Origin of the sequence: Streptomyces sp. D2-8, assembly GCF_023184515.1 — a bacterium.
GTDB lineage: Bacteria > Actinomycetota > Actinomycetes > Streptomycetales > Streptomycetaceae > Streptomyces.
This window is the reverse complement of sequence record NZ_JAAHBP010000001.1, coordinates 258,162-284,019: the sequence shown is the minus strand read 5'-3', so window position 1 is coordinate 284,019 and position 25,858 is coordinate 258,162. Positions and strand designations below refer to the sequence as shown.

Sequence of the window (25,858 nt, the reverse complement as noted above, 5' to 3'; positions counted from 1 at the left end):
GACGGGTGATCGAGGCAAGCGGTTGCCTCCCGCATGCATGTTCGTGAGTCACCTCACACGGATTACTCACAGGGAGCGGGAAAGCGAAAGAGTTCGGCCCCGAGGAGAATCTCCTCGGGGCCGAACTCTTCAGTCAGCGGCGGCCGTTCAGCCCGTGCCGACACCGTCGGTGTCACCGGCGGCGGACACCCGCTGCCCGGGCACGGCGTTCGCCAGCTCGGCCTCGGCGCCGGCGGCCGCCACCCGTGACTCCTGGCCGACGTTGCGCGTCTCGGCCTTGAGGGCGAGGTTCGCGACGGCGGTGTTGAACTGGTCGAGGGAGGTCGGCTCGTCCGGGCCCAGCAGGTACTGCTTGAGCTCCTTGCGGTCCTCGGCCAGCGGGTCGGCGTCCGGGGCGCGGACCGCGCCGAGCAACTCGCCCAGCTCGGCGGCGCTGTTGGACAGGATCACCGCGGCACGCACCGCCGTGTTGTTCCGCTTGAACTCCTCGACGCCCACCTCGGCGGAGTCCGTCACCGCGTACGGCTTGCCGCTCGCGATGAAGTCGGAGACCACGCTGGAGATGTCGGAGACCATCGCGTCGGAGACGTTGAAGCAGTCGTACAGCCGCGGCTCGGCGCCCGTGATGACGCGGTGCTCCCAGGACGGGAAGGAACGCCAGTAGGCGTCGTTCCACTCGGCGCGCAGCCGGGCGGCCTCCTCGTGCCGGGCGACGTCGACCAGCCCGTCGCGGGTGGCCTCGGCCTCGTCGCCGCGGTCGCCGCCGGAGCCGGACAGCTGCGCGAGCCGGGCCTGGATCCGGTCCAGCTCGGCCTTGGCCTGCGCCTGGGCGGCGGTGTCGGCGATGAACCGCGTGTTGATGGCGCGCTCCGCGGCGGCCTTCTGCACCAGCGCGGTGATCCGCCGGTGCGCGGCGTCGGCCTCCTTGCTGACGGTGCCGGTGAAGGGGTGCGGCTTGTACAGGACGCGGACCGGCGGGTCGGCCGCGACCAGCTTCTCCACGATGCTCTCGCCGGCCAGCACGATCGAGGTGTTGCCCGGGTTGCCGTCCCAGCCCTCCCAGGTGGGGGCGTACAGCACGGTCGGGATGCGATCCTCGGGCACGCCCTGCCAGGTCTGGATCGGGGCGAGCTGCGGGCGGCCGACCTCGACGATGTCGTCGTCGCGGACACCGACGTCGGCGATGGCGTAGCGGTCGCGGCCCGCGCGCCCGGCCGTCCACACCTCGTCGTAGACCTTGCTGTACGGGTTGACGCTGGCGAGCTTGTCGCTGTCGCCGTGGCCGATGAAGACGTGCTTGACGGTGGGCACGCGCAGCATGTGGATGTTCTTGCCGACGTTGGCCGCGTAGAGCGCGACGCGCACCGTGGACAGGTCCAGGTTCATCAGGTGCACCCCTCCGGGCACGCAGATGACGGGGACCGTGGTGGGCGCCAGATTGTTCAGGATGGCCCGCTCACGCAGGATGATCAGCGGCTTGGACTCCAGCTTCTCCATGGTGTCGAGCCACATGTTGACCTGGTAGGCGGAGTCCTTCGAGCCGGAGAAGTACAGGACCGTCTCCGGCTTGTACTCGCCCAGCCAGTCGTCGACGGCGGCCAGGACCTTCTCGGCGTTCGGCGGAATCCTCCGGCCGCGCACGTACGGCACGAGCGCCAGGACGTACAGGGTGGCCAGGGCCACCGTGATGCCGATGCCGATGAAGCCGATCAGGGCCGACTTCACCTGCGCGGCGACCAGGATGCCGACGACCGCCGCGAGGTCGAGGTGGAGCATCTTCTCGGCGGAGCGGTGCAGCAGCCCCCGCGGCGGGGCGTCCGGGATGCGGATGCGCGAGGCCAGGTCGACGTTGCGGGTGGCGACCGGCATGCGGCGGCGGTTGCGGATCAGCTGGACCAGCGCGCCGTGCGGTGCCTGCAGACCGTAGAAGGCGATGAAGCAGGCGATCGCCCCGTAGTAGATCAGGTTGTCCGCGAGGGACAGCCGGGCCAGCAGCAGGACGAGGAGCAGCTGCCTTATCAGGAAGCGGATCGACAGGCCGGCCCGCACCTTGCTGAGGCGGTTGATCAGGTAGCTGCCCTTGCGGTGCAGATAGTGGTCCGCCAGGTACGTCACGGCGGCCGCTGCCGCGAAGGCGGGAACGCTCGGGACGAGCGCGGCCAGCATGAGGGCGGGGAAGCCCGCCACCATGAGGAACGCCGCGGCCAGCTCGGCCGCGCTGCCCACCCGGGCGACGCGAATAGCGGTGGATATCACGGAGAAACCTGCTCTTGGGAGGGGTGTGCCGGTCTTGGTTCGAGAATGCGGCTGGTCTGTGAATATTCGCGAGACTGGATGGATTCAGGCCCCTGCGAACACTCCTGTCGACGAAACCCGTTAACAGGAGGGCGCAGAGGCCTGAATTACTGAAGTCTATTTGGCGCCAATTATTACACGCCGTCCTGCCGGTCCAGCACCGTGGCCAGTGCCTGCTCGAAGCCGGTGGCCCGGGCCGCGCCGGCCGTCGGGTCCTGCTGGCGGACGTCGATGACGTGGCCGGTCAGCTCGGAGAGCAGCACGTCGAGCGAGGTGCGGGCCACGGCCTCGGAGGACAGCAGGGAACCCGAGGGCTCCTGGCCGAACGCCTTGGTGCGCATGGGGGTGGCGGTGCGCTCGGGGTTGATGCAGTTGACGCGGACGCCGTCGCCGGCCCACTCGTCGGACAGCGCCTGGGTGAGGTTCACCATGGCGGCCTTGGTGGAGGAGTACAGGCTGTACTCGGCACGGCCCCGGGTGTAGCTGCTGGAGGTGTAGAGCAACAGCTGGCCCTTTGTCTCGGACAGGTACTTGTACGACGACCGGGCGATCTGCACCGGGGCCAGGTAGTTGACCTTCAGCGCCTCCTCGATGGTGGCGTTGTCGGTCTCGGCGAGCTTGCCTATGCGCAGCACGCCGGCGGTGTTGACCACGTAGTCGATGCGGCCGGTCTCGGCGTACGCCTTGGACAGGGCGTCGTCGACCTCCTCCGGGTTCTCCACGTGGGTGCCGGTGGTGGAGCGGCCGAGGGCGTAGACCTTGGCGCCGTAGGACTCGGCGAGCTCGGCGATGTCCTTGCCGATGCCGTAGCTGCCGCCGAAGACGACCATGGTCTTGCCGGTCAGCAGCTCGCGGTAGGCCTCCTCGGAGACCTGCTCGGGCGCGGCCGTGGAGGCCAGCTGGAAGAGCTTGTCGGCGATGAAGACGTCGACGGGCTGAGTGACCTTCATGTTGTACTCGTCACCCGCGACGACGTGGATCGGCACGTCCGGCAGGTACTTGAGCACGACGGAGCAGTCGTCGGTGGCCTGGAAGTTGGGGTCACCGGCGGCGACCTCGTAGGCCCGCTTGATCGTGGACAGCTTGAAGGCCTGCGGCGTCTGGCCGCGGCGCAGCCGGGAGCGGTCCGGGATCTCGGTGATGAACTCGCCGTCCTCGCCGTGCGTGCGCGTGACGATGATGGTGTCCGCGGACGGGATGGCCACGTCGACGGCCTGGTAGCGCTCCAGGGCGACGACACAGTCGTCGATGACGCGCTGCGAGAGCAGGGGGCGCACGGCGTCGTGGAAGAGGACGTTGGCGTCCTCGCCCTCGGCCAGGCCCTCGCCCAGCGCGGCGATGGCGCGCTCGGTGGTCTCGTTCCGCGTGGAGCCGCCCTCGATGACCTTCGAGACCTTCTTGAATCCGGCCTTCGCGACGATCTTCTCGATGTCGGGCACGTAACCCGGCGCCATCAGCACGATGATGTCGTCGATCGAGTCGGCGTTCTCGAAGGTGGTCAGCGTGTGCTCGATGACTGCCTTGCCGGCGATCTTCAGCAGCTGCTTGGGGATCGACAGACCCACGCGCTGGCCGGTGCCACCGGCCAGGATCACTGCGGTGGTACGGGGCTTGGCTATGTGCTGGGACACAGGTGACCTACCTTGGGGCGACAGGGAACTTGGAAATGGTCCCACTTGTGGTTACCGCAATGCAAGGTGAGCGACCTCCACCGCATATGTGCGCGCAACCTCTCATTCACCTGGCGACGCCGGTGATTGGCGAGACGGTTCCGCCGGTGATGCAGGTGCCTCAGGAATTGCTGTGAGTAACTCCACAGGAGCTCAGCGGCGCCGAAGGGGCTTGAGCCGGCGGGGACCGAGGACCTTCACGAGTTCTTTGGACGATGTCTGGTGCACGGTACGCGCTTTGACGGTGCGCACCGCACCACGGCGAGCGCGGCGCGGCTCCGCGGCCCGATCGCCGCGGGCCCGCGCCACGGCCGGCAGCGGCGCCGGATCATCGACGCCCCGGGGCCGGGCCCGTCCGCCGGTGTGCCGGCCTTCACGCCCCGGCCGGCGGACCGCACGTCTTCTCCACCAGGATGACCGCACCGTTGCGGACAAGTCGCGAATACGGCTCGTCCGGGCGCTCATTGCCGCGGAATTCCCGGCCAAGATTCCGCAGCATTTCGGTCTCGGCAAGAGCAATACGCCGCAAACCCGGGTCGGACTTGTCACCCGGCTCACCCGCCCCGTACGACGAAGAGCCCGGGACTCCGAGGAGTCCCGGGCTCCTGGGGTGACGGACCAGGTCAAACGACCTCGACGCCCGGCCGGCCCGCCTGGACCCTCAGCCGGGCCAGTGTGCTCGGGGTCGCCGTGGGCCGCCGGACGGTGTCGACCACTCTGACCTGCGCGTCGATACGGTCGCGGCGGACGTCGAAGAGGTGGTAGCCGCGGTGCGCGTCGAGCAGCTTCCAGTGCGGGTTGTCCGGGCGCCGCGGGTCCCACTCCCTGCGGAAGGCCTCCTGGTCCTGGTCTCCGTTGCTGGAGATGGAGGTGCCGACGAACTCGGCGCCGACCACCTCGGAGTCCGGGTCGGCGTAGTCCTCCTTGAGGTCGCTGATCATCGTCAGGTGCCGGTCGCCGGAGAGCACCACCGGGTTGCGGACCTGCTGGAACTCCTGGAGGAACCGGTTGCGTTCGGCCTGGTAGCCGTCCCAGGCGTCGTAGAACCAGAGCTTGCCCTCGCCGACCTTGAGGTCCGTCTCGGCCATCATGATCTGGGAGGCGATGAGGTTCCAGCGGGCGGGCGAGTCCTGCAGCCCGTTCAGCAGCCACTGCTTCTGCCGCGCGCCGAGCATGGTCAGCGACGGGTCCTGGGCTCCGGCCTGGCTGGTGGCCTGGTCGCTGCGGTACTGGCGGGTGTCCAGGACGTTGAGCCGGGCCAGGCGGCCGAACTCCAGGCGGCGGTACATCCGGATGTGCGGGCCGTTCGGCACGGCGGTGGCGCGGACCGGCATGTGCTCGTAGAACGCCTGGTAGGCCGCGGTCAGCCGGGCCACGAACGCGTCGTGCGGCTGCTTGTCGGGGTCCTGCGGGATCTCCCCGGCGAAGTCGTTGTCCACCTCGTGGTCGTCGAAGGTCACCACGAAGGGCGCGTTCGCGTGCATCGCCGCGAGATCCGGGTCGGTGCGGTACTGCGCGTACCGGTTGCGGTACTGGACCAGGCTGAAGGGCTCCCCCGTCCCCTCGTGCCGCCGCAGCGCCGTCGCCGAGGGCGTGGATTCGTAGATGTAGTCGCCGACGAACACCACGACGTCCGGGTCCTGGTCGAGCATGTCTGCGTATGGCGTGAAATAGCCGTGCTGCCAGTTCTGGCAGGAGGCGAGGGCCATGCGCAGGGAGCCACCGGAGCTGTAGGGGTGGGGCGCGGTACGGGTGCGGCCGACGGGTGAGAGCTGCCCGCTGGTGCGGAAGCGGTACCAGTACGTACGGCCCGCACGCAGGCCCCGTACGTCCACGTGAACGCTGTGCCCGTACTCGGGCCGAGCCTGGGCGGTGCCCTGCCGGACGAGCTTTCTGAACCGGTGGTCCTCCGCCAGCTGCCACTCCACCGGCACCACCCGGTCGGGCATGCCGCCGCCGTTCAGCGGGTCCGGGGCGAGCCTGGTCCACAGCACGATGCCGTCGGGCAGCGGGTCGCCCGAGGAGACGCCGAGACTGAACACCCCGTCCGGCAGCGGCGTCTCGGCCGCGCGGGCGGCGGCCGGCAGCCACAGCTGGGCGGAGGCCGCGGCGCCGAGCACCGCGGCACCTGCGGTCAGAAAGCGGCGTCGGTCGGGGGATACTGCTCCGGTCATCGGCTGACTCCCTTACCTCGCTGGCCACTTGGACACTGGGAAGCTTCACGCTCGCGGGCGGTCCGCCCGCTGAACGCCGGGGTTCACGTACATGACAACTAAGCAGACAAAGAGAGACTCGCCGCCAGCACCGGAACAAGCCGTTGACGGGGCGAGTCTGACAGGCGATCAGCCGGCGATACCGGAGCCGAGCCGGGCGCCTGTGGCAGGCGGGGGCCCTGCTGTCAGCGGGCGAAGGCCGCACCGAGGGCGGAGCCGTCCGCCACGGTGCCGAGGGTGCCCGCGCCGAAGCTGACCGAGCCGACGGGCGCGTTGACCGGGTTGCGGAGCGCCCAGATGGCGCCGTCCCGGTTCTCGCCGACGGCACCGGCGAACAGCTCGGCCCGGCCGTCGCCGTTGACGTCGAGCAGCTTGGTGTCGGCGCCGAAGAAGTCGTTCTGCTCCGCCGTGCCCGGGACGTTCGCGGTGTTCCGGTCCATGGAGTACGCGCCATGGGCGGTCAGCCCGGACTTCCCGCCCTTCAGGACGGTGATCTGCCCGGCCGCGTACACCTCCCCGATGCTCTCGCCGCCGCTTCCGGTGCTGACGTCCGCGTAGCCGTCGTCGTTGATGTCGCCGACGGAGATGCCGCCGCCGAAGCCGTCGCCCCCACTCCGAGCCACCGGGCACATAGGGGGTGTCCTGCGTGATGACCGTCGTCCGGGATGGTGTCGGGACCGTCGGCCGAGCCGTGGACGACACCGACCTGACCACCTTTCAGCAGCGGGTCCTCGAGCGGGACTTCGCCCGAGCCGTCGAGGCGGCGGCCGATGACGAGGTCGGCGTACCCGGCCTTGTCCACGTCGCCGATGCCGAGGCTCTCGCCGCCGCGCATCCGCGTGCCGTCGGGGTTCCTCACCGGGGCCGGGGCGCTCAGGCCGTCCGGGGTGCCGCGCAGGTAGACGGCACGGCGGTGCTCGGCGTCCGGGTCGTGCAGGTCGTCGTCGCTGCGGTCGTGGATGAGCCCGACCAGGTCGGTGATCCCGTCGTGGTCGATGTCGCCGGCGGCCACGTCGTCCGTGAGGTAGTCGGCCTCCAGGGCGAGCTTCCGGCTGCTCGCGGCGCCGGTGGTGCGGTCGAACGGCCCGTACAGCAGGCGGTTGCCGGTGGCGAGGTCGAGATGGCCGTCGCCGTTGAAGTCGCCGAGCGCCTGCTGGAGCGGGTCGACACGGTCGTCCTCGGTGCCGGTGGCCACGGCCGTGCCGCCGGACAGGCGCTGCGGCCCGCCCCACAGCACCGCGAGGGTGCCGGCGCTGACGACCTCCCCGAGGTCCTCGCCCTGTACGCCCACGACCAGGTCGGCATAGCCGTCCCCGTCCAGGTCACCGGCCGCGAGACCCTCACCGTAGGAGTCCTCGGCCTCCGCGGCACCGGGTATGCCCGGGGTGTCCTGGCTGATGACCTGCTTGTGGGCGAGGTCGATGCCCTTGGCCGAGCCGTACACGACGGCCACGTAGCCGGCGCGGGCCTTGCCGCCCACCTTCCCGCGCGGGGCGGCGACGGCCAGGTCCTGCTAGCCGTCACCGTTGAAGTCGTCCTGGAGCTTCGCCGCGGACGCCAGGGCGGCGGGTGCCTCGGCGGCGTTCGCGACCGCAGGGGCGGTGACGGCCACGACGACGCCGATGGCCGCTGCGACTCCTCGGCCGATCCTGCGCTGGGCTGTGGACTGCGGCACGTCAACTCCGGTGATCGGCTGGGCAGTTGCAACGCGGAGGGGAACAAGATCCTCATCCGCACTGCCCAGTACGACCCACCTCAGAGCGACTTGGTTGCGTCGGGATCCGTTGCGAATGCCCTTTCCGCTAACCGACGATCCGCAACGGATCAGCCCAAAAGACGCTACCCCGGCCCGCTCAGAACGGCTCGAAGTCGTCGAACTCCTGCTGCGCCTCGTCCCGCTGGGCCTGCCGGTCCTTGCGGCGCTGCGCGGCCGGCCGCTCCCCCTCGAGCCGGTGGTCCTCACCGCGTCGGCCGAGCATCTCGGCCCCGGCCGTCATGGACGGCTCCCAGTCGAAGACGACCGCGTTCTCCTCGGGGCCGATGGCGACGCCGTCGCCGCCCCGGGCGCCCGCCTTCATCAGCTCCTGCTCGACACCGAGCCGGTTCAGCCGGTCCGCGAGGTATCCGACGGCCTCGTCGTTGTTGAAGTCGGTCTGCCGCACCCAACGTTCGGGCTTCTCGCCGCGCACCCGGAACAGGCTGTCGGCCTCGCGCGTCACGGTGAAGCCGGTGTCGTCCACGGCCTTGGGCCGGATCACGATCCGGGTGGCCTCTTCCTTCGGCTTCGTGGCCCGCGACTGCGCCACGAGCTCCGCGAGCGCGAACGACAGTTCCTTCAGGCCCATGTGCGCCACGGCCGACGCCTCGAACACGCGGTAGCCGCGCGCCTCCAGGTCGGGCCGCACCATCTCGGCCAGATCCTTGCCGTCCGGTACGTCGATCTTGTTCAGGACGACGATCCGCGGCCGGTTGTCCAGCCCGCCGTACTGCCGCAGCTCCTCCTCGATGATGTCGAGGTCGGAGGCCGGGTCGCGGTCCGACTCCAGCGTCGCGGTGTCCAGGACGTGCACGAGCACACTGCACCGCTCCACGTGCCGCAGGAACTCCAGTCCCAGGCCCTTGCCCTGGCTGGCCCCCGGGATCAGCCCGGGCACGTCGGCGATCGTGTACACCGTCGAACCGGCCGTGACGACACCGAGGTTCGGCACGAGGGTGGTGAAGGGGTAGTCGGCGATCTTCGGCTTGGCCGCGCTCAGCACCGAGATCAGCGACGACTTGCCGGCACTCGGGTACCCGACGAGCGCCACGTCGGCGACGGTCTTCAGCTCCAGGACGACGTCCCGCAGGTCCCCCGGCTCGCCGAGCAGCGCGAACCCGGGCGCCTTGCGCCGCGCGGAGGCCAGCGCCGCGTTGCCGAGCCCGCCCCGGCCGCCCTGCGCGGCGACGTACGACGTGCCGTGCCCGACCAGGTCGGCGAGGACGTTGCCCGCCTTGTCCAGCACCACGGTGCCGTCCGGCACCGGCAGGATCAGGTCCTGCCCGTCCTTGCCGGAACGGTTGCCGCCCTCGCCGGGCTTGCCGTTGGTGGCCTTGCGGTGCGGGGAGTGGTGGTAGTCGAGCAGCGTGGTGATCGACTGGTCGACGGTGAGGATCACGTCCCCGCCGCGCCCGCCGTTGCCGCCGTCCGGCCCGCCGAGGGGCTTGAACTTCTCACGGTGGACGGAGGCACAGCCGTGGCCCCCGCTACCCGCGGCGACGTGCAGCTCGACGCGGTCCACGAAGGTGGTCATGGGATGTGCCTCCAGTTACTGCGGGAATGTCTTTGGGTAACACGCGAAAGGCGGACCCGCTTCCCGTGAGGGAAGTGAGGCCCGCCTCGCGAAAGTTTCCGATCAGGCGACCGGAACGATGTTCACGACCTTGCGGCCACGGTGGGTGCCGAACTGCACCGCACCCGCCGAGAGCGCGAACAGCGTGTCGTCGCCACCACGGCCGACGCCGGAGCCCGGGTGGAAGTGGGTGCCACGCTGACGAACCAGGATCTCACCCGCGTTGACGACCTGACCGCCGAAGCGCTTCACGCCGAGCCGCTGGGCATTGGAGTCGCGACCGTTCCGGGTGGACGATGCGCCCTTCTTGTGTGCCATTTCTCCTCAGTCCCTTACTTCGCAGCCGTGGGGATCTCAGTGACCTTGATCGCCGTGTACTGCTGGCGGTGGCCCTGGCGACGGCGGTAACCGGTCTTGTTCTTGTAGCGCAGAATGTCGATCTTCTGCCCCTTGTGGTGGTCCACGACCTCGGCCTGGACCTTGATGCCGGCCAGCACCCACGGGTCGCTGGTCACGGCGTCGCCGTCGACAACGAGCAGGGTCGAGAGCTCGACCGAGTCGCCAACCTTGGCAGTGGAAATCTTGTCAACCTCAACGATGTCGCCGACAGCAACCTTGTGCTGGCGACCACCGCTGCGCACGATGGCGTACACGCGGGACTCACTCTCTAGCTCGGGAAACGGCACCCCCGCAGGCCAGCCGCCCGACTCAGCGAGCAGCCTCTCCTGGCGCCCGGCGCCCGGAGGATGAGGTTTACGGGGATGTGACGCGTCAGTCGACACGCCGACGGTCAAGGTTACGGGGCCGCGGCCGAAGGGGTCAAACCGAGCCGGGCCCGCCACCTGTGCGACCGGTCACGCCGGTCGCGTCCGCCGGGGCGTACGCGGGGTTCGCGCACGCCCCGGGGGACGTCGAGGCCGGTCAGCCCTCGTCGGTGGAGGCCGAGACGGAGGACGCGGAGGACACGGACTGCTCCGCCGCCACGGTCTTCTTCGACGCGGTCTTCTTGGCGGCGGTCTTGGTGGTCTTCGCCGCCTTCTTGGCCGTCGTCTTCTTGGCGGCGGTCTTCTTCGCCGCCGTCTTCTTGGTGGTGGCGGCCTTCTTCGCCGTGGCCTTCTTGGCCGTCTTGCGGGCCGTCTTCTTGGCGGGGGCCGACTCCTCGGCGGCCTCCTCCGGGGCGGCACCGTCGGACGCGGGCGCTGCCGGGACGTCCTCGGACGCGGCCGACGGGACGACCACGACGGCCGTCTCCTCGGACGCCGTGGACACCGTGGGCTTGCGCACGGCACGGCGCCGCGGACGGGCCGGGGCGGCGCTCGCGACGGGCGCCTCGGCGGCCGGCTCGACACCGGTCTCGGGCTGTCCGCCCTGCTCCGGCGCCTCAGTGGCCTCGGCCACCGCGGGCACGGTCTCGGCGACCGTCACCACGGCCGCCTCGGCACCCGCCGGAGAACCGGCCGGAGCGGACACCTTGCGGGTGGCCCGCCGCCGGGTACGGCCCTTGGGCGCGGCCTCCTCGGCCGGAGCGGCCTGCGCGGCCTCGACCACCGGGTCCTCCACGGCCATCGGCTCGGCCTGCGCCTCGGCGGCCGGCTCCGGCTGCACCGGACGGGCGACCTCCTGCTCGGCGGTCACGTCCTGAGCCGTCGGCACCTCGGCCTCGGCCTGCTCGGCCCTGCCCCTGCCGCGCCGGGCCTTGCCCCTGCCCTGCTCGGCCTGCGGCTCCGCCGTCTCACCCCGCGGGGAGCCCGCCGGAGCCGACGCCCGCCGGCTCGCCCGGCGTCGCGACCGGCCACGGCCGGCCGCGGCCTCCGCCTCGGCGACGCTGCCGTAGAGCTCCTCGTCGGGCTCGAAGGCCGGCTCGGGCAGCGCGATGGGCTCGGCGACCTCGGCTCCGACCTCGGCCTCGGTCTCCGCCTCCTGCTCGGCGGTCTCGACGGCACCCTCGTGCACGTGCGGCTGCTCGGCGGCACCGGCACGCGCGCGCTTCTTGCGCTTGCCGCCGCCTCCGGGGGCCGTCGGCTGCTCCATGTGCACGATGACACCGCGCCCGTTGCAGTGGACACAGGTCTCGGAGAAGGACTCCAGCAGACCCTGCCCGACCCGCTTGCGGGTCATCTGCACGAGCCCCAGCGAGGTCACTTCCGCGACCTGGTGCTTCGTACGGTCCCGGCCCAGGCACTCCAGCAGGCGCCGCAGCACCAGGTCCCGGTTGGACTCCAGCACCATGTCGATGAAGTCGATGACGATGATGCCGCCGAGGTCGCGCAGCCGCAGCTGACGCACGATCTCCTCGGCCGCCTCCAGGTTGTTCCTGGTGACGGTCTCCTCGAGGTTGCCGCCCTGGCCGGTGAACTTGCCGGTGTTGACGTCGACGACGACCATCGCCTCGGTCCGGTCGATCACCAGCGAACCGCCGCTGGGCAGCCACACCTTGCGGTCGAGGGCCTTGGCGAGCTGCTCGTCGATCCGGTAGGTGGCGAAGACGTCGACCTCGGAGGTCCACTTCGACAGCCGCTCGGCGAGGTCCGGCGCGACATGCGCGACGTACCCGTGGATGGTCGACCACGCCTCGTCGCCGCTGACGACGACCTTGGAGAAGTCCTCGTTGAAGATGTCGCGCACGACCCGGACGGTCATGTCCGGCTCGCCGTACAGCAGCGTCGGCGCGTTGCCGTTCTTGGCCTTCTTCTGGATGTCCTCCCACTGCTGCTGCAGCCGCTCGACGTCCCGGCGCAGCTCGTCCTCGCTCGCGCCCTCGGCGGCGGTGCGCACGATGACGCCCGCGTCCTCGGGGACGATCTTCTTGAGGATGGTCTTCAGCCGGGCCCGCTCGGTGTCGGGCAGCTTGCGGCTGATGCCGGTCATGGAGCCCTCGGGCACGTACACGAGGTAGCGGCCCGGCAGGGAGACCTGGCTGGTGAGGCGGGCGCCCTTGTGACCGATGGGGTCCTTCGTCACCTGGACGAGCACGGACTGGCCGGACTTCAGGGCGGACTCGATACGCCGCGGCCCGTTGGCCATGCCGAGCGCCTCGAAGTTGACCTCACCGGCGTACAGGACGGCGTTGCGGCCCTTGCCGATGTCGATGAAGGCGGCCTCCATCGACGGCAGCACGTTCTGCACCTTGCCGAGGTAGACGTTGCCGACGTACGAGGTCGACTGCTCCTTGTTGACGTAGTGCTCGACGAGCACGTTGTCCTCGAGGACGCCGATCTGCGTGCGGTCGCCGTGCTGGCGGACGACCATCACGCGCTCGACGGCCTCGCGGCGGGCCAGGAACTCGGCCTCGGTGATGATCGGGACGCGCCGACGGCCCTGCTCGCGGCCTTCGCGGCGGCGCTGCTTCTTGGCCTCCAGACGGGTCGAGCCCTTGATGGACTGCACCTCGTCGGACGGCTCGGCCTTGGGGCGGGGCTCGCGGACCTTGACGACCGTACGCTCCGGGTCGTCGTCGGAGGTCTCGGGCTCGGTCCCGGAGTCGCCGGCACGACGACGGCGGCGACGACGGCGACGGCTGCTGCTGGAGCCGCCTCCACCGGACTCGTCGCGGTCGGTGGCGTCCTCGGAGTCCTCGTCGTCCTCCTCGGAGGCGTCCTCGGCGGTCTGCTCGGACTCGCCGTCCGGGCCCTCGGCGCCCTCGCCGTCGGAGTCGGCGGACTCGCCACGCCGGCGGCGGCGACCGCCCCGGCGACGGCGGCGGCGCGAGCCGCTGCCCTCGGACTCCTCCTGCTCGTCACCGTCGGCCTGGTCCTCGGCGGACTCGTCGGCGTCCTCCGCCTCGTCGGCGGGGGCGTCGGCGGCGACGGCGGTCTCGGGGGCCTGGGCCTCGGGATCGTCGCCGGCACCCCGGCGACGGCGACGGCGACGCGAGCCGCCGCTCTGCTCCTCGCGCGGGGCCTCGGCCGACGCGGACTCCTCGGCCTCCTGGGGCTCCTCGGCCCCGACCGCCTCGGCGGCGGCTGCGGCAGCGGCCCGCTCGGGCGTCTGGAACTGGGGCTCGGTGAAGACGGGCGCCTGGAAGAGCGCGACGGCGGGCCGCGCCGGACGCGACGGCGACTCGCTGTCGCTGTCGGCCGCGGCGGCACGAGCGGCGGCCTTCGAGGCCCTCGTGCCCTTGGCGGGCTGGGCAGGCTCGGCGAAGCCGCCGGCGGCCCGGCGCACGACCCGGCGACGGCGACGCGGACCGGTCTCTTCGGCCGACTCGGCCGACTCGTCGGCGGCGACGGTTTCGGCGGGGGCCTCGGCAGCGCGGGCGGGCTCGGCGGCAGCGGTCTCGGAGGCGGTGGCCTCGGACGCGCGGGCGGGCTCGGCGGCGGGGTTCTCGGTCACGGGTGCCTTCGCCTCCTCGGCGTTCCCCTCCACCGCGTCCGCGGCGGAAGGCGCCCCGACAGGCGCGGACGCCCGCCGCGAGGCACGCCGGCGAGTCCGACGCGGAGCAGCCTCTTCAGCGGCCTCGGCGCCTTCGGCGGCGCCGTCGGCCACGACCGCCGGCTCCGGGCGGCCGTCCGCCTCGGCCGGTGCCGCGACCGTCTCGGCCGCTTCCGCCGGAGCGGCGGTGGGCGAGGTGACGGTGCGCGTGGCACGACGCCGGGTGCGCTTGGGAGCGGCGTCCTCGGTCACTTCGGCGGACGCGGCGGGCGTGGCGGCCTCGGCCGGCTCGGCGACGGCGGTCGCCGGGACCACGGTCTCGGCGGCCTCCGCGGCGGCCGCCGGAGCACCGACGGGCGCGGAAGCACGGCGAACGGCGCGACGCCGCTTGCGCCCGGCGGGCGCGGCCTCCTCGTCGCCCTCGACAGCCTCGGGAGCCTCGACGGCTTCGGGCGTCTCTTCGGCCTCGTCGGCCGCTACGGCATCGGCCTCTGCGGCATCAGCCGCGAGGTCGTCGGCATCGGCGAGCTGTATGGCCGGCGCGACGGTCTCCACCGGCGCGTCGGAGGCACCGGTGGGCGGGCCCGCCGGGCGCGACGCGGCACGCCGCCGCCGGCGGGGCGGCAGGGTGTCGCTGGGAGTGTTCTGTTCGGAACCCTCTGTGGGTTCGGTCGGTTCGAGCATGCGGGCTTATCTCCCGTCAGGCTCCCGGGCGCCGCGCCTGGTCCGGCGATGCCGGTGACGTCCGCGGCGCGCGCTGTGCGCGTTCGCCGCCGTCCGGGGCGCGGGCGCCGCACGGGAGCTCTCTGTGTCCTGTCTCGCCGGTTCCGTACGCCGAATGCGTACGGCCTGGCGAAAGTCTTCTGGTCGGTGCGCTGCCCGACCCAGGTGGCTCCCGAGTCCGAGGGCGGCGCTACGACGTCCGTCCCTACGCGGAACCTTCCTTACGCCGGCGCCGTCGCGGCGGCAGTCGGTTCGGCCGTTGAGGGGGCCTCGACTGCCTCGCGGTCGGGCGCGAGCGGGTCGGTCACCGTGCCGGTCTCTTCATCGAACAGCCCCTGCGCCAGCCTGGTCACCGCTGCGGGGACCGGCGGCGCCAGGTCGGCCACGGCGCGGAGACCGGACAGGACGTCGTCGGGTCGTACGGCAGGCGTCACGTGCCGAACAACCAGCCGCAGTATCGCACAGGGCTGGTCGGTCGGCCTATCAGCCTGCGAACTGTGCGTTTCCGCGAGGTCGCGCACCTCCAGGCTCGCGACGGCGGAGCGGGCGTCGAACGTACGGACGCCGTTCTTGGCGAGGCGCTGGACCTCGACGGTCTCGGCCGCGTTGAAGGCGTCCGCCGCTCGGCGGGCCTCCTCCAGCGGCACTCCGTCCAGCCGGAGCTCCCAGACGGAAGCCGTCAGCCGGTCGGCGAATCCCGAGGTGCGGGCCTCGACCGCGTCGGTGATGTCGAGCCCGGCGGGCAGCGACTCGTCGAGAAGGGCCCTGAGCTGCTCCGGGTCGCGGGGCGCGGTGAGCGCGATCTCCAGGTACTCCGCCTCACTGCCCGTGCCGGTGGGTGCGGCATTGGCGTACGACACCTTCGGGTGCGGTGTGAAGCCGGCCGAGTAGGCCATCGGCACCTCGGCACGGCGCAACGCACGCTCGAAGGCGCGCTGGAAGTCACGGTGGCTGGTGAACCGGAGGCGGCCGCGCTTGGTGTAGCGCAGTCGGATGCGCTGCACCGCGGGTGCGGGCGGCGGGCCTTCGGGCTGTCGCTTGCCCAGTGTCGTTCAGTCCTTCGTGAGAGCGGTCGTACTGCTACCAAGACTACGTGTCTCACGCGCCGAAGGTTCCCTCCGGTCGACCGGCTGCGGCCGCCGCGGCTCGCCGAGGAGCATCCGCCGGAAGTCGGCGCGGGCCTGACGCACGGACTCCCGGGCGGCGGCCAGCGCCTGCCGGGTGGCCCGGCCCACACTGCGGGCGGCCTCGGCGGCGGGCCGCCAGACGGTGTCCCGTACGACGTGCCCGACGGGCGTCAGCACGCTGCGGTACACCCACCGCACCGGTTCGACGAAGATCCACCGGAAGAGGGTGCCGAGGAAACGCCCGACGGCGAGCGAGATGTGCCCGGCGATACGCCAGGCGTGGCCCAGGGCGTCCCACACCTCCCGCCCGATGACGGCGAGGACGCGTCCGACCGGGGTGAGGATCCAGCGCCACAGGGCGAGCGCGGGCAGGACGAGCAGGATGCGGGCGATCCAGTAGAGGGCCGCGCCGATGCCGGTGACGGCCATGCTCGCCAGCCACACGAGGCCCTTGCCGCACCAGACGATCGCGCGGCCGACGGGCGCGAGCACCCAGGTGTACAGCCAGACGGCGGGTACGGCGACGAGGTACTTCGCGAGCCAGGCCAGGACCGTCCAGACGCCGATGCCGAGCGCGGCGAGCACGGCGCCGAGTCCCTTCAGGACCCACGTCACGGCACGCCCGACGGGGGTGAGCAGGTACGCGTACACCCAGCCGAGCGCGGCCCCCACGCCCCCGGCGATCCAGCCGAGCGCCGCCCCGATGCCCCGGGCCACCCATGCGATCGCGTGCCCCACCGGGGTCAGGACGTAGCGGTAGAGCCAGACCAGCGGCACGACGACGAGGACCTTCCCGAGCCATCCGAGGGCCTTGCCCACCGGGACGACGACGTAGCGCCACAGCCCGACGAGCGGCCAGACGAACACCGCCCGCCCGAGCCACAGCAGCGCCCGCCCGAGCGGCCGGAGCAGCGCGTCGTTCAGGAACCGCCCGGCCACGACGAGCGCGTCCCACAGCATCCGCACGGGGACGACCAGGACGAGCACGACGATCCGCACGGGAATCCGGATCGCGACGGCGAGACACCCCTCGGGCGCCTCCGGCTCGCGCCGGACGGGCGGCTCGGCAGTCCGTTTGTGCAGATCGACCCGCGCCTCGGAACCCTCGCGGGGATGCTTCTCCAGATCCATACCGTCGTAGACGCCTTCAGTGCCCCGTCCGGATCCAGCACCGCACAGTCCCGCCCCGTTCTCCCGCGATTCCTCCACTCGGCCGCAAGATCATACGGCTCACGCGCGGGCGATCCGCGCCTGCAGCAGCCGGGGCGACTCCTGGAAGCCGTTGCGGGCGTACGCGGGGATCGCCCGCGTACCGGAGTGGACGGTCACGCGCTCCAGCCCGAGCTCACGGGCTCCGTCCAGGACGGCCCGGATGAGCCGCCCGCCCAGTCCGCCGTCGCGCGCCTCGGGTACGACGTAGACGCACTGCAGATCGCCGGAGGCCCGCCGCGGCGCCCGGGGCGTGGGCACCCGCCGCACCACCGCGAGCCAGGCCATGCCGATGACCCGGTCGTCCCGGACGAGCACCGTGCAGCGGTGGGAGCCGGCGTTCTCCCCCGCCCAGGCGACGAAGTGCCGTACGAAGTCCTCGCGTTCACCGAGATCCTCCGAGCCGGTCTCTACGAGCCACTCCCACCGGAGGGCGGCCACGGCCGAGAGTTCGGCGGGCCGGGCCGGGCGGATGCTGATGTTCTCCATCAGGGCATTGTCGGGTCGGCCGCCCCGTCCGACTCCCAGCGCAGCAGATCTCCCGGCTGGCACTCCAGAACCTCGCACAGCGCGGCGAGGGTGGAGAAGCGGACCGCCTTGGCGCGGCCGTTCTTGAGGACCGCCAGGTTGGCGGGGGTGATGCCGACGCGTTCCGCCAGTTCGCCCACGGACATCTTGCGTTTGGCCAGCATCACGTCGATGTCGACGGCGATCGCCATCAGATGACCTCTTCCAGCTCGGCCTGCATCTGGGCCGCCTCGATGTCGCGTGCGACGGCCTGCGCGAGCAGCATCCGCAGCACGAGCACGATCAGCGCGACGCCCAGCACGGCCACCACGACCCCGCACAGCAGAAGGACCACCCAGGGAGCGACGGCCTCGCCCGGCGCGAGCACGACCGCGAGCGCGAAGACCAGCAGGGCGGCCGCAACGAACGCGCCGATCACGATGTGCACACAGCGGAAGGCGGCGGTGGAGAACACCGTCCCGCGTCGCACCATCGTCACCAGGCGCCACACGCAGACCACGACGACCTGGGCCGTCACGATAGATACCCAGGATCGTGATCACGAGGATCGGGGTGCGCAGATACGCGTACTCGGGCTTGAGCCCGTTCATGTCGACGGCCAGCAGCGGAACCATCACCGCCTGCACGAACAACGACCCGGCGAGCAGCACCACGAGCCCCCCACGCAACGCCGCCACGGCCAGCTTCCCCATCGCCACTCCTTCGATCGAACTGCGATCGATCGAACTGCGATGGAAATCTATCGATATTCGATAGATGACGCAAGGAGCACCCCCTGTACGGCGACCGCGGTGTGCGACTGCCCACCGGCGTGCGCGGTACGTGACACCGTGGCAGGGGTACGCATGCCCGGCACTCGGACCGAGGAGGACGACAGTGGACTGGCGCGTGTTCGCACGGGAGATGGCCTCCATGGCGCGTGACCTGCTCGCCCAGGACTCGGTCGGCGCCACGCTCGAGCACATCACCGGAGCGGCCACGGAACGCGTGGCGGGGTGCGACGCGGCCGGCATCCTCCTCCTGCACGGCGACCGCGTGGAGACGCTGGCACCCACGCACGACCTGGTCGTCGAGAGCGACCGGCTCCAGGAGCACCTCGCGGCAGGCCCCTGCTTCGACGCGGCCCGCACCAGCACCGGGGAGCGCGTGTTCCGCATCGCCGACTTCACCGCCGAGCAGCCCCGCTGGCCCACCTACGCCGCGGGGGCCCGCGAACTGGGCGTGGGCAGCATGATGGGCTTCCTGCTGTACACCGAGGACGAGGATTTCGGCGCGCTCAATCTGTACGCGCACCGGCCGGGGGCCTTCACGGACGACAGCGAGACCGCCGGCTGGCTCCTGGCCTCGCACGCGGCCGTGGCCTTCTCCAGCGCCCGCAGCCACGCCCAGATGGAACAGGCCATGGCCACGCGCCACGTCATCGGCGAGGCCATGGGCATCCTCATGGGCAGCCACCGCCTCACCGAGGAGCAGGCCTTCGACGTGCTGCGCCGCTTCTCCCAGGAGAAGAACATCAAGCTCCGCGAGGTCGCCCGGCGGGTCTGCGAAGAGGGCCGCCTGGCCTGACGGTTCCCCCAGCACACATTCTGAACTGGGGGAACCTGGCCGAATCGGCCCCCAGGGGAGCGTCACCAACCCGGCCTACCCAGCGGGTCCCCCTCAGAACGGCCCTCTCACCTCCCAGGTCCGCACGCAGGGGTCGCGACGCCGGCCGAGGGACCTCTGTTGCTCCGTTGTCCGGTTGAGCCGTGGGAGCGGATTCGGCAATTCCCGAGGACCCCTCGAACAGAAGTAACTCATGCGAGTGAATACATCGATCACACGTCCAGATAAACCGGATCGGTGTTTCATTCCTTCCCACTCATCCCGTGCATCTCTTCAGAGTTGACGGCGTCGGCGCGGAGCCGTGATGCATAGTGACACCTGGCAAAAATCCGCGTAGCCTTGCGACGCTGGTCGTCTTGAATACGGTCGGAGTGCCTGGCGGCGGTACGACCTGTGGCACCAGAAGGAGTTCATTCATGCCCGATGCCGACCCGATGTTCTACCGACACCTGCTGAGCTCACAGCTCCAGGAGGCACGCAAAAAGGCGGGGTACTCACAGCCTGACGTTGCGCGAGAGACGGGATGGTCTCTTTCGAAAGTCATGCGCCTGGAGTCGGGCAGGGTGAAGATCTCCATGACCGACCTCAAGGCATTGATCAGCTTCTACGGGCTCGCACCCGAGAATGCGACGGAATTGCGTCGCGCCGCAGAAGAAGCGCGCCGTCAGCCCTGGTGGTACGACTACCGCTCCCTGCTGTCGGAGGGTTTCCAGTCCTACCTGGGCTACGAGGCGTCGGCATCCGTGATCCGCAATTTCGAGGCACTGTTCGTCCCCGGCCTGTTGCAGACCGAGGCGTATGCCCGCGTCGCCCTCCAGCAGTCCGTGGTCCCGGAGAAGGAGGAGCTGCTCGACCTGCGCGTGAAGCGTCAGGAACGCATGCTGAGCGAATCGTCCAACACCGAGCTGCGCTTCCTGATCGACGAGGCCGCGCTCCGACGCGTCGTGGGCGACAGCGATTTGATGGAAGCCCAGATCCGCCATCTGCAAGAGGTCAGCACACTGGATCACGTGAGCGTCGGGGTGGTGCCTTTCAGTAGTGGACTGTATCCACTACTGCGCTCACCGTATGTCATCTTCGAGTTCGCCAAAGTCGATCAGGAACGGGTGGTGTATCTCGAGAACCCCGACGGGAGCGTCATCCTCAACAACAAGGCGATCGTCGGTGTGCAACGCAGCGTCGAAGACTATCTGGAAGCCTTTTGGGAGGTCGAGAACCGTTACGCCCAGCCCATCACCGAGTGGAGCGAGAATCTTCCTCAGCTCGCGGCATAGCGGCGGGAAAGGGAATCCAGAAAGAACGCCCAGGCTTCGGAACCGACCGCCAGGCGGGGCCCCTCGGACATCTTCGAATCCCTGACCATGACGGGACTGCCCAAAGAGACTTCGACACAGTTTTCCGGCCCACTGGCGGAACTCTTCCGCCACTTCGATGCCGGATCCGGAAACGTCACGACTCCCCCATTCCCGCACTGTAGTACCGATGGCACGGTCAGGCCCCTGGCCGTCAGTATGACGGCAGGAGCCATGACTGCCAAGGCCGCCGAATAGCGCTGATCTCGACATCGAAGAAGGAGACGGTCATGGAAAGGTGACCAGCCACATGGCACCCCGCGAAGCGGCAAGCGTCTTTTCGGCCAAGAATGCGGAGAGTTTTTCACAGCAGGAAACAGCAGGAAGGGGAGCGCTCGGTCAGCCGGCAAGCATCGTCCGAGTACTCCCCCACCGCGAAGCGCCCTCGTCCACTCAACTCAACCAGGAAGCCTCATGGCAGATAGTAACGCGAGTTGTGTCACCAGCCAGACCCACGGCTGGGCATTCCCCGTCGGCCCGCTGCCCCACCGCACCGCCGACCGCCGAGGCACCCGTCAAGGGCCTGCGCGGATAGCGAGCTCAGAGGGAGGCATGTCATGACTCAGTTGCCGCCTCCCGCCGGAGGGCAATCGCAGCGAGCCCTGCTCATCGTCATCGCCTTACTGATCGGCCTTCTCACCGGCCTCGCAGCGGGCGTGCTGGCCGTACTGCTGCACGCGACGATCCTCCACGCGGCGACATGGGCAGGGGGCACCTTCATCGCCATCACGATGCTGCTGTTCAAGATCTGCGAACTCCTGCGGTGACCCACCCCCGCCTGCTGTCGGTTGCCGACGAGCGACCGACAGCAGGACCGGTGACTCCCCTCAGTGCCCGTGCCCGCTGGGAGCCGGCGCCGCGTTCGTGACCGTCAGGGGGAGCAGCTTCTTGCCCGTCGGGCCGATCTGGATCTGGGTGTCCATCTGCGGCGTCGTGCCTACGGAAAACCTTTCGAGCCAGTCCGACTCGCACGGGTCTTCGATGGGCTCAACGCCCTGCTCAGTAGCTGACAGTGCGGTTGAAGCTGGTGATGTTGAGTTTGATGCCCTCTACGGTCTTGAGCGTCGTGGGGAACTCACCCTCGGCGGTCTGGCCAGGTTGCACGTCGGTCTCCACTTGCGAGCCGTTCGCCACGCGAGTGCCGTCGGCGTCGACCGCCTCCCACTCCCATGAGTAGTTGGACTTCTCGCTGCTGCTGTTCTTGATCGTCCAAACCAGCCAGATATTGGTGATACCGGCTTCCGAGCGGTCCTCCAGTTCGAAACTGGTGAGGTCGGCCCGTTCATCCTGGGGTGCCCGCGTCTGCTCCTGCGCCGTCTTCGTGGTGGGGGTCCGTGTGGGCGCAGGAGCCGTGCTCTCATCGTCATCGCCCAGCGCGACCACCAGCACGACAATGAGGATGACGATCACGGCCGCCAAGGCGCCGACACACCCCCAAAGACAGCCACGGCTCCGCTGCTTCTTCTGCGGCGGCCCCGGCGGAGATGTCCACTGCCCGGAAGGGGGAGAACCATCGCCCGGACTTCCCCACCGAGGCCCGCTAGCAGGCGGCCCACTTGCTGCCATGTCGCCTCCTCCGTAGCGGATACCGCCACGCTAGGAAGCTGTGAGCCACCCCGCGAACGGAGCGCAGCCACTCAGGCGACAGCCGTCGGTCCAGCCCTCCGCGGAGCAATGGCGCTCAGACCCACTCCACCTCGGACTGAATCCCGGAAGAGCCTCCAGGAAGCGGCAGAGGCGTTCTCGGGGTGTCCCGAGCGAGCCCCTGCCGCCTGCCCGCAGCGCCGAGCGCCCTCAGCACCGCCGTCCTGTCGTCCTCGCCGATGTCCGACAAGGCGTCGACGGTGCGCCGCAACGCGTCGCTCACCTTAGTGCGAGTGCCCGCTAGGCGCCGGCGCGGCATTCTTGACCGTGAGAGGCAGCAGCTTCTTCCCGGTCGGACCGATTTGTATGGCCGTGTCCATCTGCGGGCACACCCCGCAGTCGAAGCACGGCGTCCAGCGGCAGTCGTCGACCTCTGTCTCGTCGAGGGCGTCCTGCCAGTCCTCCCAGAGCCAGTCCTTGTCCAGGCCGGAGTCGAGGTGGTCCCAGGGGAGGACCTCCTCGTAGGTGCGCTCGCGGGTGGTGTACCAGTCGACGTCGACGCCGAACGGGGCGAGGGCCTTGTCGGCGCAGGCCATCCAGCGATCGTACGAGAAGTGCTCGCGCCAGCCGTCGAAGCGGCCGCCGTCGTCGTAGACCGCGCGGATGACCGCGCCGATGCGGCGGTCGCCCCGGGACAGGAGACCTTCGACGATGCCGGGCTTGCCGTCGTGGTAGCGGAAGCCGATGGAACGGCCGTACTTCTTGTCGCCGCGGATCTTGTCCCGCAGCTTCTGCAGACGGGCGTCCGTCTCCTCGGCGGAGAGCTGCGGGGCCCACTGGAACGGCGTGTGCGGCTTGGGGACGAAACCGCCGATCGAGACCGTGCAGCGGATGTCGTTGGACCTCGACACCTCACGGCCCTTGGCGATGACCTTCGTCGCCATGTCGGCGATCTGCAGGACGTCGTCGTCGGTCTCCGTCGGCAGGCCGCACATGAAGTACAGCTTCACCTGGCGCCAGCCGTTGCCGTACGCCGTCGAGACCGTGCGGATGAGGTCGTCCTCCGAGACCATCTTGTTGATGACCTTGCGGATGCGCTCCGAGCCGCCCTCGGGGGCGAAGGTGAGGCCCGAGCGCCGGCCGTTCCTGGTCAGCTCGTTCGCCAGGTCGATGTTGAAGGCGTCCACGCGGGTGGAGGGGAGCGACAGGCCGATCTTGTCTTCCTCGTAGCGGTCGGCGAGTCCCTTGGCGATGTCGCCGATCTCCGTGTGGTCGGCGGAGGAGAGGGACAGCAGGCCGACCTCCTCGAAGCCCGTCGCCTTCAGGCCCTGCTCGACCATGTCGCCGATGCCCGTGATGGACCGCTCGCGCACCGGGCGCGTGATCATGCCGGCCTGGCAGAAGCGGCAGCCGCGGGTGCAGCCGCGGAAGATCTCCACCGACATGCGCTCGTGGACCGTCTCGGCCAGCGGGACGAGGGGCTGCTTGGGGTACGGCCACTCGTCGAGGTCCATGACGGTGTGCTTGGAGACCCGCCACGGGACCCCACTGCGCTTCGGCACGACACGGGCGATACGGCCGTCCGGCAGGTACTCGACGTCGTAGAAGCCGGGGACGTACACCCCGCCCGTCTTCGCCAGGCGGAAGAGGAGCTCCTCGCGGCCGCCGGGGCGGCCCTCGGCCTTCCAGGCGCGGACGATCGCGGTGATCTCCAGGACCGCCTGCTCGCCGTCGCCGATCACGGCGCAGTCGATGAAGTCGGCGATCGGCTCGGGGTTGAACGCCGCGTGCCCGCCGGCCAGGACGATCGGGTCGTCCAGACCGCGGTCCTTGGCCTCCAGGGGGATGCCGGCCAGGTCGAGGGCGGCCAGCATGTTGGTGTAGCCGAGCTCCGTGGAGAAGGACAGGCCGAACACGTCGAAGGCCTTCACGGGCCGGTGGCTGTCCACCGTGAACTGCGGGACGTGGTGCTCCCGCATGAGCTCCTCGAGGTCCGGCCACACGCTGTAGGTGCGCTCGGCGAGGACGCCCTGCTGCTCGTTGAGCACCTCGTAGAGGATCATGACGCCCTGGTTGGGCAGACCGACCTCGTAGGCGTCCGGGTACATGAGCGCCCAGCGGACGTCACAGGAGTCCCAGTCCTTGACCGTGGAGTTGAGCTCTCCGCCGACGTACTGGATCGGCTTCTGCACGTGCGGGAGCAGAGCTTCGAGCTGCGGGAAGACCGACGCAGCGACTTCGGCAGGCATGTCGCGCACCTTCGTGAGCTGGACTGAACTGACAGGGGTGACCATCCAGACTAACGCGAGAGCGGGGCGCCTCCGTACGCCGGAAGGTCAGAGGTCCGCCGCACCGCCCTTGATCCCGTCCCAGAACCCGGGCAGTTCGGCCTCCACGCGCACCGCCCGCTGCTCCTCGCGCTCATGGAGGATGCCGTAGGTGAAGGCGCTCTCTCCTGCCGCGTGGGCGACCGCCGACAGCTCGCGCAGGGCCTGCCGGGCCATCACGCTGTCCTGGTGCTCGCCGAGCAGGTTCTGCAGCGACTTCATGGACTTGACCATGGTCTTGGCGGGCTTGCCGAGGACGGGCTTGGCCGCCTCCGCCGCGTAGCGGGTGCGCTTGGCCTTCTTGCGGGCCTCGTGCAGCGCGATGTCCCGCTCGGTGCCGGGCTCCAGGTCCGCCGCCCGCTCGATCAGCACGGACACCTTGCGGAAGTCCTTGCGCACGGCCTTGGCGATCGGCTTGCGGGGCTCCTTGCCGGCCGCCTTCAGCAGCGGCGGGTCGGCGATCAGCGCGTCCAGGGTGTCGAGCAGGGTCAGGTAGCGGCGGGAGTCCAGGACACCGAGGAGGCGGCCGCGGGCCCCGCCGTGCTCGGCGCGGGACCAGGAGTGCAGGCGCTCCGCGACCGGGCCGCGGACCAGGCCTGCGGGCACCTCGTCGACGGCCGCGGTGAGCCGTTCGGTCAGCACCTCGCGGTCCCGGTCCAGGCCCAGCTCCGCGGCGAGCCACTTCAGCTCTTCGGCGACGGGGGCGGTGACGGCCCGGTCGAGGATCTTGCCGAACGACTTGAAGGTGCTGCGCAGCCGGCGGGTGGCCACGCGCATGCTGTGCACGGAGTCCTCGGCGTCCCGGCGGACGGCGGGATCGAGCTCGACGATCGCGTCCCGCTGGGTGCGTACGTAGGCCAGCACATGGTCTCCGGCGGTCACCGGCTTCCGGGCGGGCGCGGACCTGCGCCGCTTCCCCGGTGCCGTCTCCTCGAGGGCGCGGGCCAGCTTCGACGACGACGCCGACGGCCGTACGCCCGCCTTGCGCAGCCGCTTCTCCACCTTGTCGAGCAGGGCCGGGTCTCCCCCGTCGGCGAGTTCCACCTCGATCTCGGTCCACTGCGTTTCGCCGCCGCGCCCGGTGAGCCGCTCGGCGTGCACGGTGTCCACGCTCACCTCGGCGAGCAGCCGGCCGTCGGCGTCGAGCAGATGGCGTACGTCGCGGTCGGAGCGCAGCCGGACCACCGGAAGCAGCTCGCTGCCGCGGACCCGGGAGCGGACCAGTGCGCCGAGGTCGTCGGGGAGGGTGTCGGAGAGCGGGGCGTGGATTTCCTCGCGGACGTCCGGCGCGATCGGGAACTTCAGGTGCCAGCCCGCGTCGGAGCCGCCGGTGCGGCGGCGCAGGGTGACGGACGACGCGGCGAGGCGTTCGTCGCCGGTGTCGTAGTAGGTGGCGTCGAGGTGGGCCACGCCCTTGTCGGCCACGGCCGCGACCCCGGCGACTCCGGTCAGGTCGGGAAGCCCGCCGTCCGCCGACTCGTACTTCCGCTCGATCTCGCGCTTGCTGTCCGCCATGAACCGAATC

General features: G+C 70.4%; 21 protein-coding genes and 1 pseudogene. 3 read left to right on the top strand and 19 right to left on the bottom strand.

Annotated features, from left to right (window positions below):
* Positions 1 to 147: 147 nt before the first annotated feature.
* The 15 genes and pseudogenes from G3I77_RS01215 to G3I77_RS01145 form a co-directional block, all read right to left on the bottom strand.
* Positions 148 to 2,256 carry a CDP-glycerol glycerophosphotransferase family protein gene (locus tag G3I77_RS01215; protein WP_248500521.1) on the bottom strand — a complete coding sequence of 703 codons (2,109 nt, stop codon included), beginning with the start codon at positions 2,254 to 2,256 and terminating at the stop codon, positions 148 to 150.
* 173 nt (positions 2,257 to 2,429) lie between these two features.
* Positions 2,430 to 3,926 carry a bifunctional cytidylyltransferase/SDR family oxidoreductase gene (locus G3I77_RS01210; protein WP_248500520.1) on the bottom strand — a complete coding sequence of 499 codons (1,497 nt, stop codon included), beginning with the start codon at positions 3,924 to 3,926 and terminating at the stop codon, positions 2,430 to 2,432.
* 662 nt (positions 3,927 to 4,588) lie between these two features.
* Complete coding sequence (locus G3I77_RS01205) at positions 4,589 to 6,139, bottom strand: alkaline phosphatase (RefSeq protein WP_248500519.1); 1,551 nt, start codon at positions 6,137 to 6,139, stop codon at positions 4,589 to 4,591.
* Positions 6,140 to 6,363: 224 nt separating this feature from the next.
* On the bottom strand, positions 6,364 to 6,750 hold the full coding sequence (locus G3I77_RS01200; RefSeq protein ID WP_374385339.1) for a hypothetical protein: 387 nt from the start codon (positions 6,748 to 6,750) through the stop codon (positions 6,364 to 6,366).
* The gene (locus tag G3I77_RS01195; protein ID WP_248500517.1) at positions 6,660 to 7,658 is read right to left on the bottom strand and encodes a VCBS repeat-containing protein; all 999 of its coding nucleotides are present in this window, start codon (positions 7,656 to 7,658) and stop codon (positions 6,660 to 6,662) included. Before G3I77_RS01195 ends, G3I77_RS01200 begins: the two co-directional genes overlap by 91 nt.
* 33 nt (positions 7,659 to 7,691) lie before the next feature.
* The gene (locus tag G3I77_RS01190) at positions 7,692 to 7,853 is read right to left on the bottom strand and encodes a hypothetical protein (protein ID WP_248500516.1); all 162 of its coding nucleotides are present in this window, start codon (positions 7,851 to 7,853) and stop codon (positions 7,692 to 7,694) included.
* A gap of 178 nt (positions 7,854 to 8,031) precedes the next feature.
* Positions 8,032 to 9,468, bottom strand: coding sequence for a GTPase ObgE (gene obgE, locus G3I77_RS01185; RefSeq protein WP_248500515.1), 1,437 nt, complete (start codon positions 9,466 to 9,468; stop codon positions 8,032 to 8,034).
* A gap of 102 nt (positions 9,469 to 9,570) precedes the next feature.
* A complete protein-coding gene (gene rpmA / locus G3I77_RS01180) occupies positions 9,571 to 9,825 on the bottom strand; it encodes a 50S ribosomal protein L27 (RefSeq protein WP_062926831.1) in 255 nt (84 codons plus the stop codon).
* 14 nt (positions 9,826 to 9,839) lie between these two features.
* Positions 9,840 to 10,160 (bottom strand): 50S ribosomal protein L21, encoded by a 321-nt coding sequence (rplU, locus tag G3I77_RS01175; protein ID WP_030836278.1) that lies wholly within the window; start codon positions 10,158 to 10,160, stop codon positions 9,840 to 9,842.
* Between the two features lie 268 nt (positions 10,161 to 10,428).
* The gene (locus G3I77_RS01170; protein ID WP_248500514.1) at positions 10,429 to 14,562 is read right to left on the bottom strand and encodes an Rne/Rng family ribonuclease; all 4,134 of its coding nucleotides are present in this window, start codon (positions 14,560 to 14,562) and stop codon (positions 10,429 to 10,431) included.
* Positions 14,563 to 14,822: 260 nt separating this feature from the next.
* Entirely contained in the window at positions 14,823 to 15,605 is a 783-nt protein-coding gene (locus tag G3I77_RS01165) for a TIGR03936 family radical SAM-associated protein (protein ID WP_248500513.1), read from the bottom strand.
* Between the two features lie 48 nt (positions 15,606 to 15,653).
* On the bottom strand, positions 15,654 to 16,859 hold the full coding sequence (locus G3I77_RS01160; protein WP_248500512.1) for a hypothetical protein: 1,206 nt from the start codon (positions 16,857 to 16,859) through the stop codon (positions 15,654 to 15,656).
* Between the two features lie 99 nt (positions 16,860 to 16,958).
* On the bottom strand, positions 16,959 to 17,426 hold the full coding sequence (locus G3I77_RS01155) for a GNAT family N-acetyltransferase (protein ID WP_248500511.1): 468 nt from the start codon (positions 17,424 to 17,426) through the stop codon (positions 16,959 to 16,961).
* Positions 17,426 to 17,656 carry a helix-turn-helix transcriptional regulator gene (locus G3I77_RS01150; RefSeq protein WP_248500510.1) on the bottom strand — a complete coding sequence of 77 codons (231 nt, stop codon included), beginning with the start codon at positions 17,654 to 17,656 and terminating at the stop codon, positions 17,426 to 17,428. The genes G3I77_RS01155 and G3I77_RS01150 overlap by 1 nt, the downstream gene beginning before the upstream one ends.
* Positions 17,656 to 18,157: pseudogene (locus G3I77_RS01145) on the bottom strand (DUF2975 domain-containing protein). Before G3I77_RS01145 ends, G3I77_RS01150 begins: the two are co-directional and overlap by 1 nt.
* 211 nt (positions 18,158 to 18,368) lie before the next feature.
* Here G3I77_RS01145 and G3I77_RS01140 point away from each other — a divergent pair.
* Positions 18,369 to 19,031 carry a GAF and ANTAR domain-containing protein gene (locus G3I77_RS01140; RefSeq protein WP_248501434.1) on the top strand — a complete coding sequence of 221 codons (663 nt, stop codon included), beginning with the start codon at positions 18,369 to 18,371 and terminating at the stop codon, positions 19,029 to 19,031.
* A gap of 455 nt (positions 19,032 to 19,486) precedes the next feature.
* Positions 19,487 to 20,344 carry a helix-turn-helix transcriptional regulator gene (locus G3I77_RS01135; protein WP_248500509.1) on the top strand — a complete coding sequence of 286 codons (858 nt, stop codon included), beginning with the start codon at positions 19,487 to 19,489 and terminating at the stop codon, positions 20,342 to 20,344.
* Here G3I77_RS01135 and G3I77_RS01130 read toward each other — a convergent pair.
* A complete protein-coding gene (locus G3I77_RS01130) occupies positions 20,329 to 20,598 on the bottom strand; it encodes a DUF397 domain-containing protein (RefSeq protein ID WP_248500508.1) in 270 nt (89 codons plus the stop codon). The two genes, G3I77_RS01135 and G3I77_RS01130, sit on opposite strands and share 16 nt — an antisense overlap.
* 381 nt (positions 20,599 to 20,979) lie before the next feature.
* Between G3I77_RS01130 and G3I77_RS01125 the strand changes: the two genes are divergently transcribed.
* The gene (locus G3I77_RS01125) at positions 20,980 to 21,189 is read left to right on the top strand and encodes a cytochrome c oxidase assembly protein COX20 family protein (RefSeq protein ID WP_248500507.1); all 210 of its coding nucleotides are present in this window, start codon (positions 20,980 to 20,982) and stop codon (positions 21,187 to 21,189) included.
* Between the two features lie 232 nt (positions 21,190 to 21,421).
* On the opposite strand, the gene G3I77_RS01120 is transcribed toward G3I77_RS01125, so the two are convergent.
* The 3 genes from G3I77_RS01120 to G3I77_RS01110 all read right to left on the bottom strand — a co-directional run bounded on the left by G3I77_RS01120 (position 21,422) and on the right by G3I77_RS01110 (position 25,848).
* Positions 21,422 to 21,832 (bottom strand): hypothetical protein, encoded by a 411-nt coding sequence (locus G3I77_RS01120; protein WP_248500506.1) that lies wholly within the window; start codon positions 21,830 to 21,832, stop codon positions 21,422 to 21,424.
* 458 nt (positions 21,833 to 22,290) lie between these two features.
* Entirely contained in the window at positions 22,291 to 24,255 is a 1,965-nt protein-coding gene (locus G3I77_RS01115) for a TIGR03960 family B12-binding radical SAM protein (protein WP_248500505.1), read from the bottom strand.
* An 87-nt stretch (positions 24,256 to 24,342) separates the two neighbouring features.
* A complete protein-coding gene (locus G3I77_RS01110; protein WP_248500504.1) occupies positions 24,343 to 25,848 on the bottom strand; it encodes a CYTH and CHAD domain-containing protein in 1,506 nt (501 codons plus the stop codon).
* Between the last annotated feature and the right edge of the window lie 10 nt (positions 25,849 to 25,858).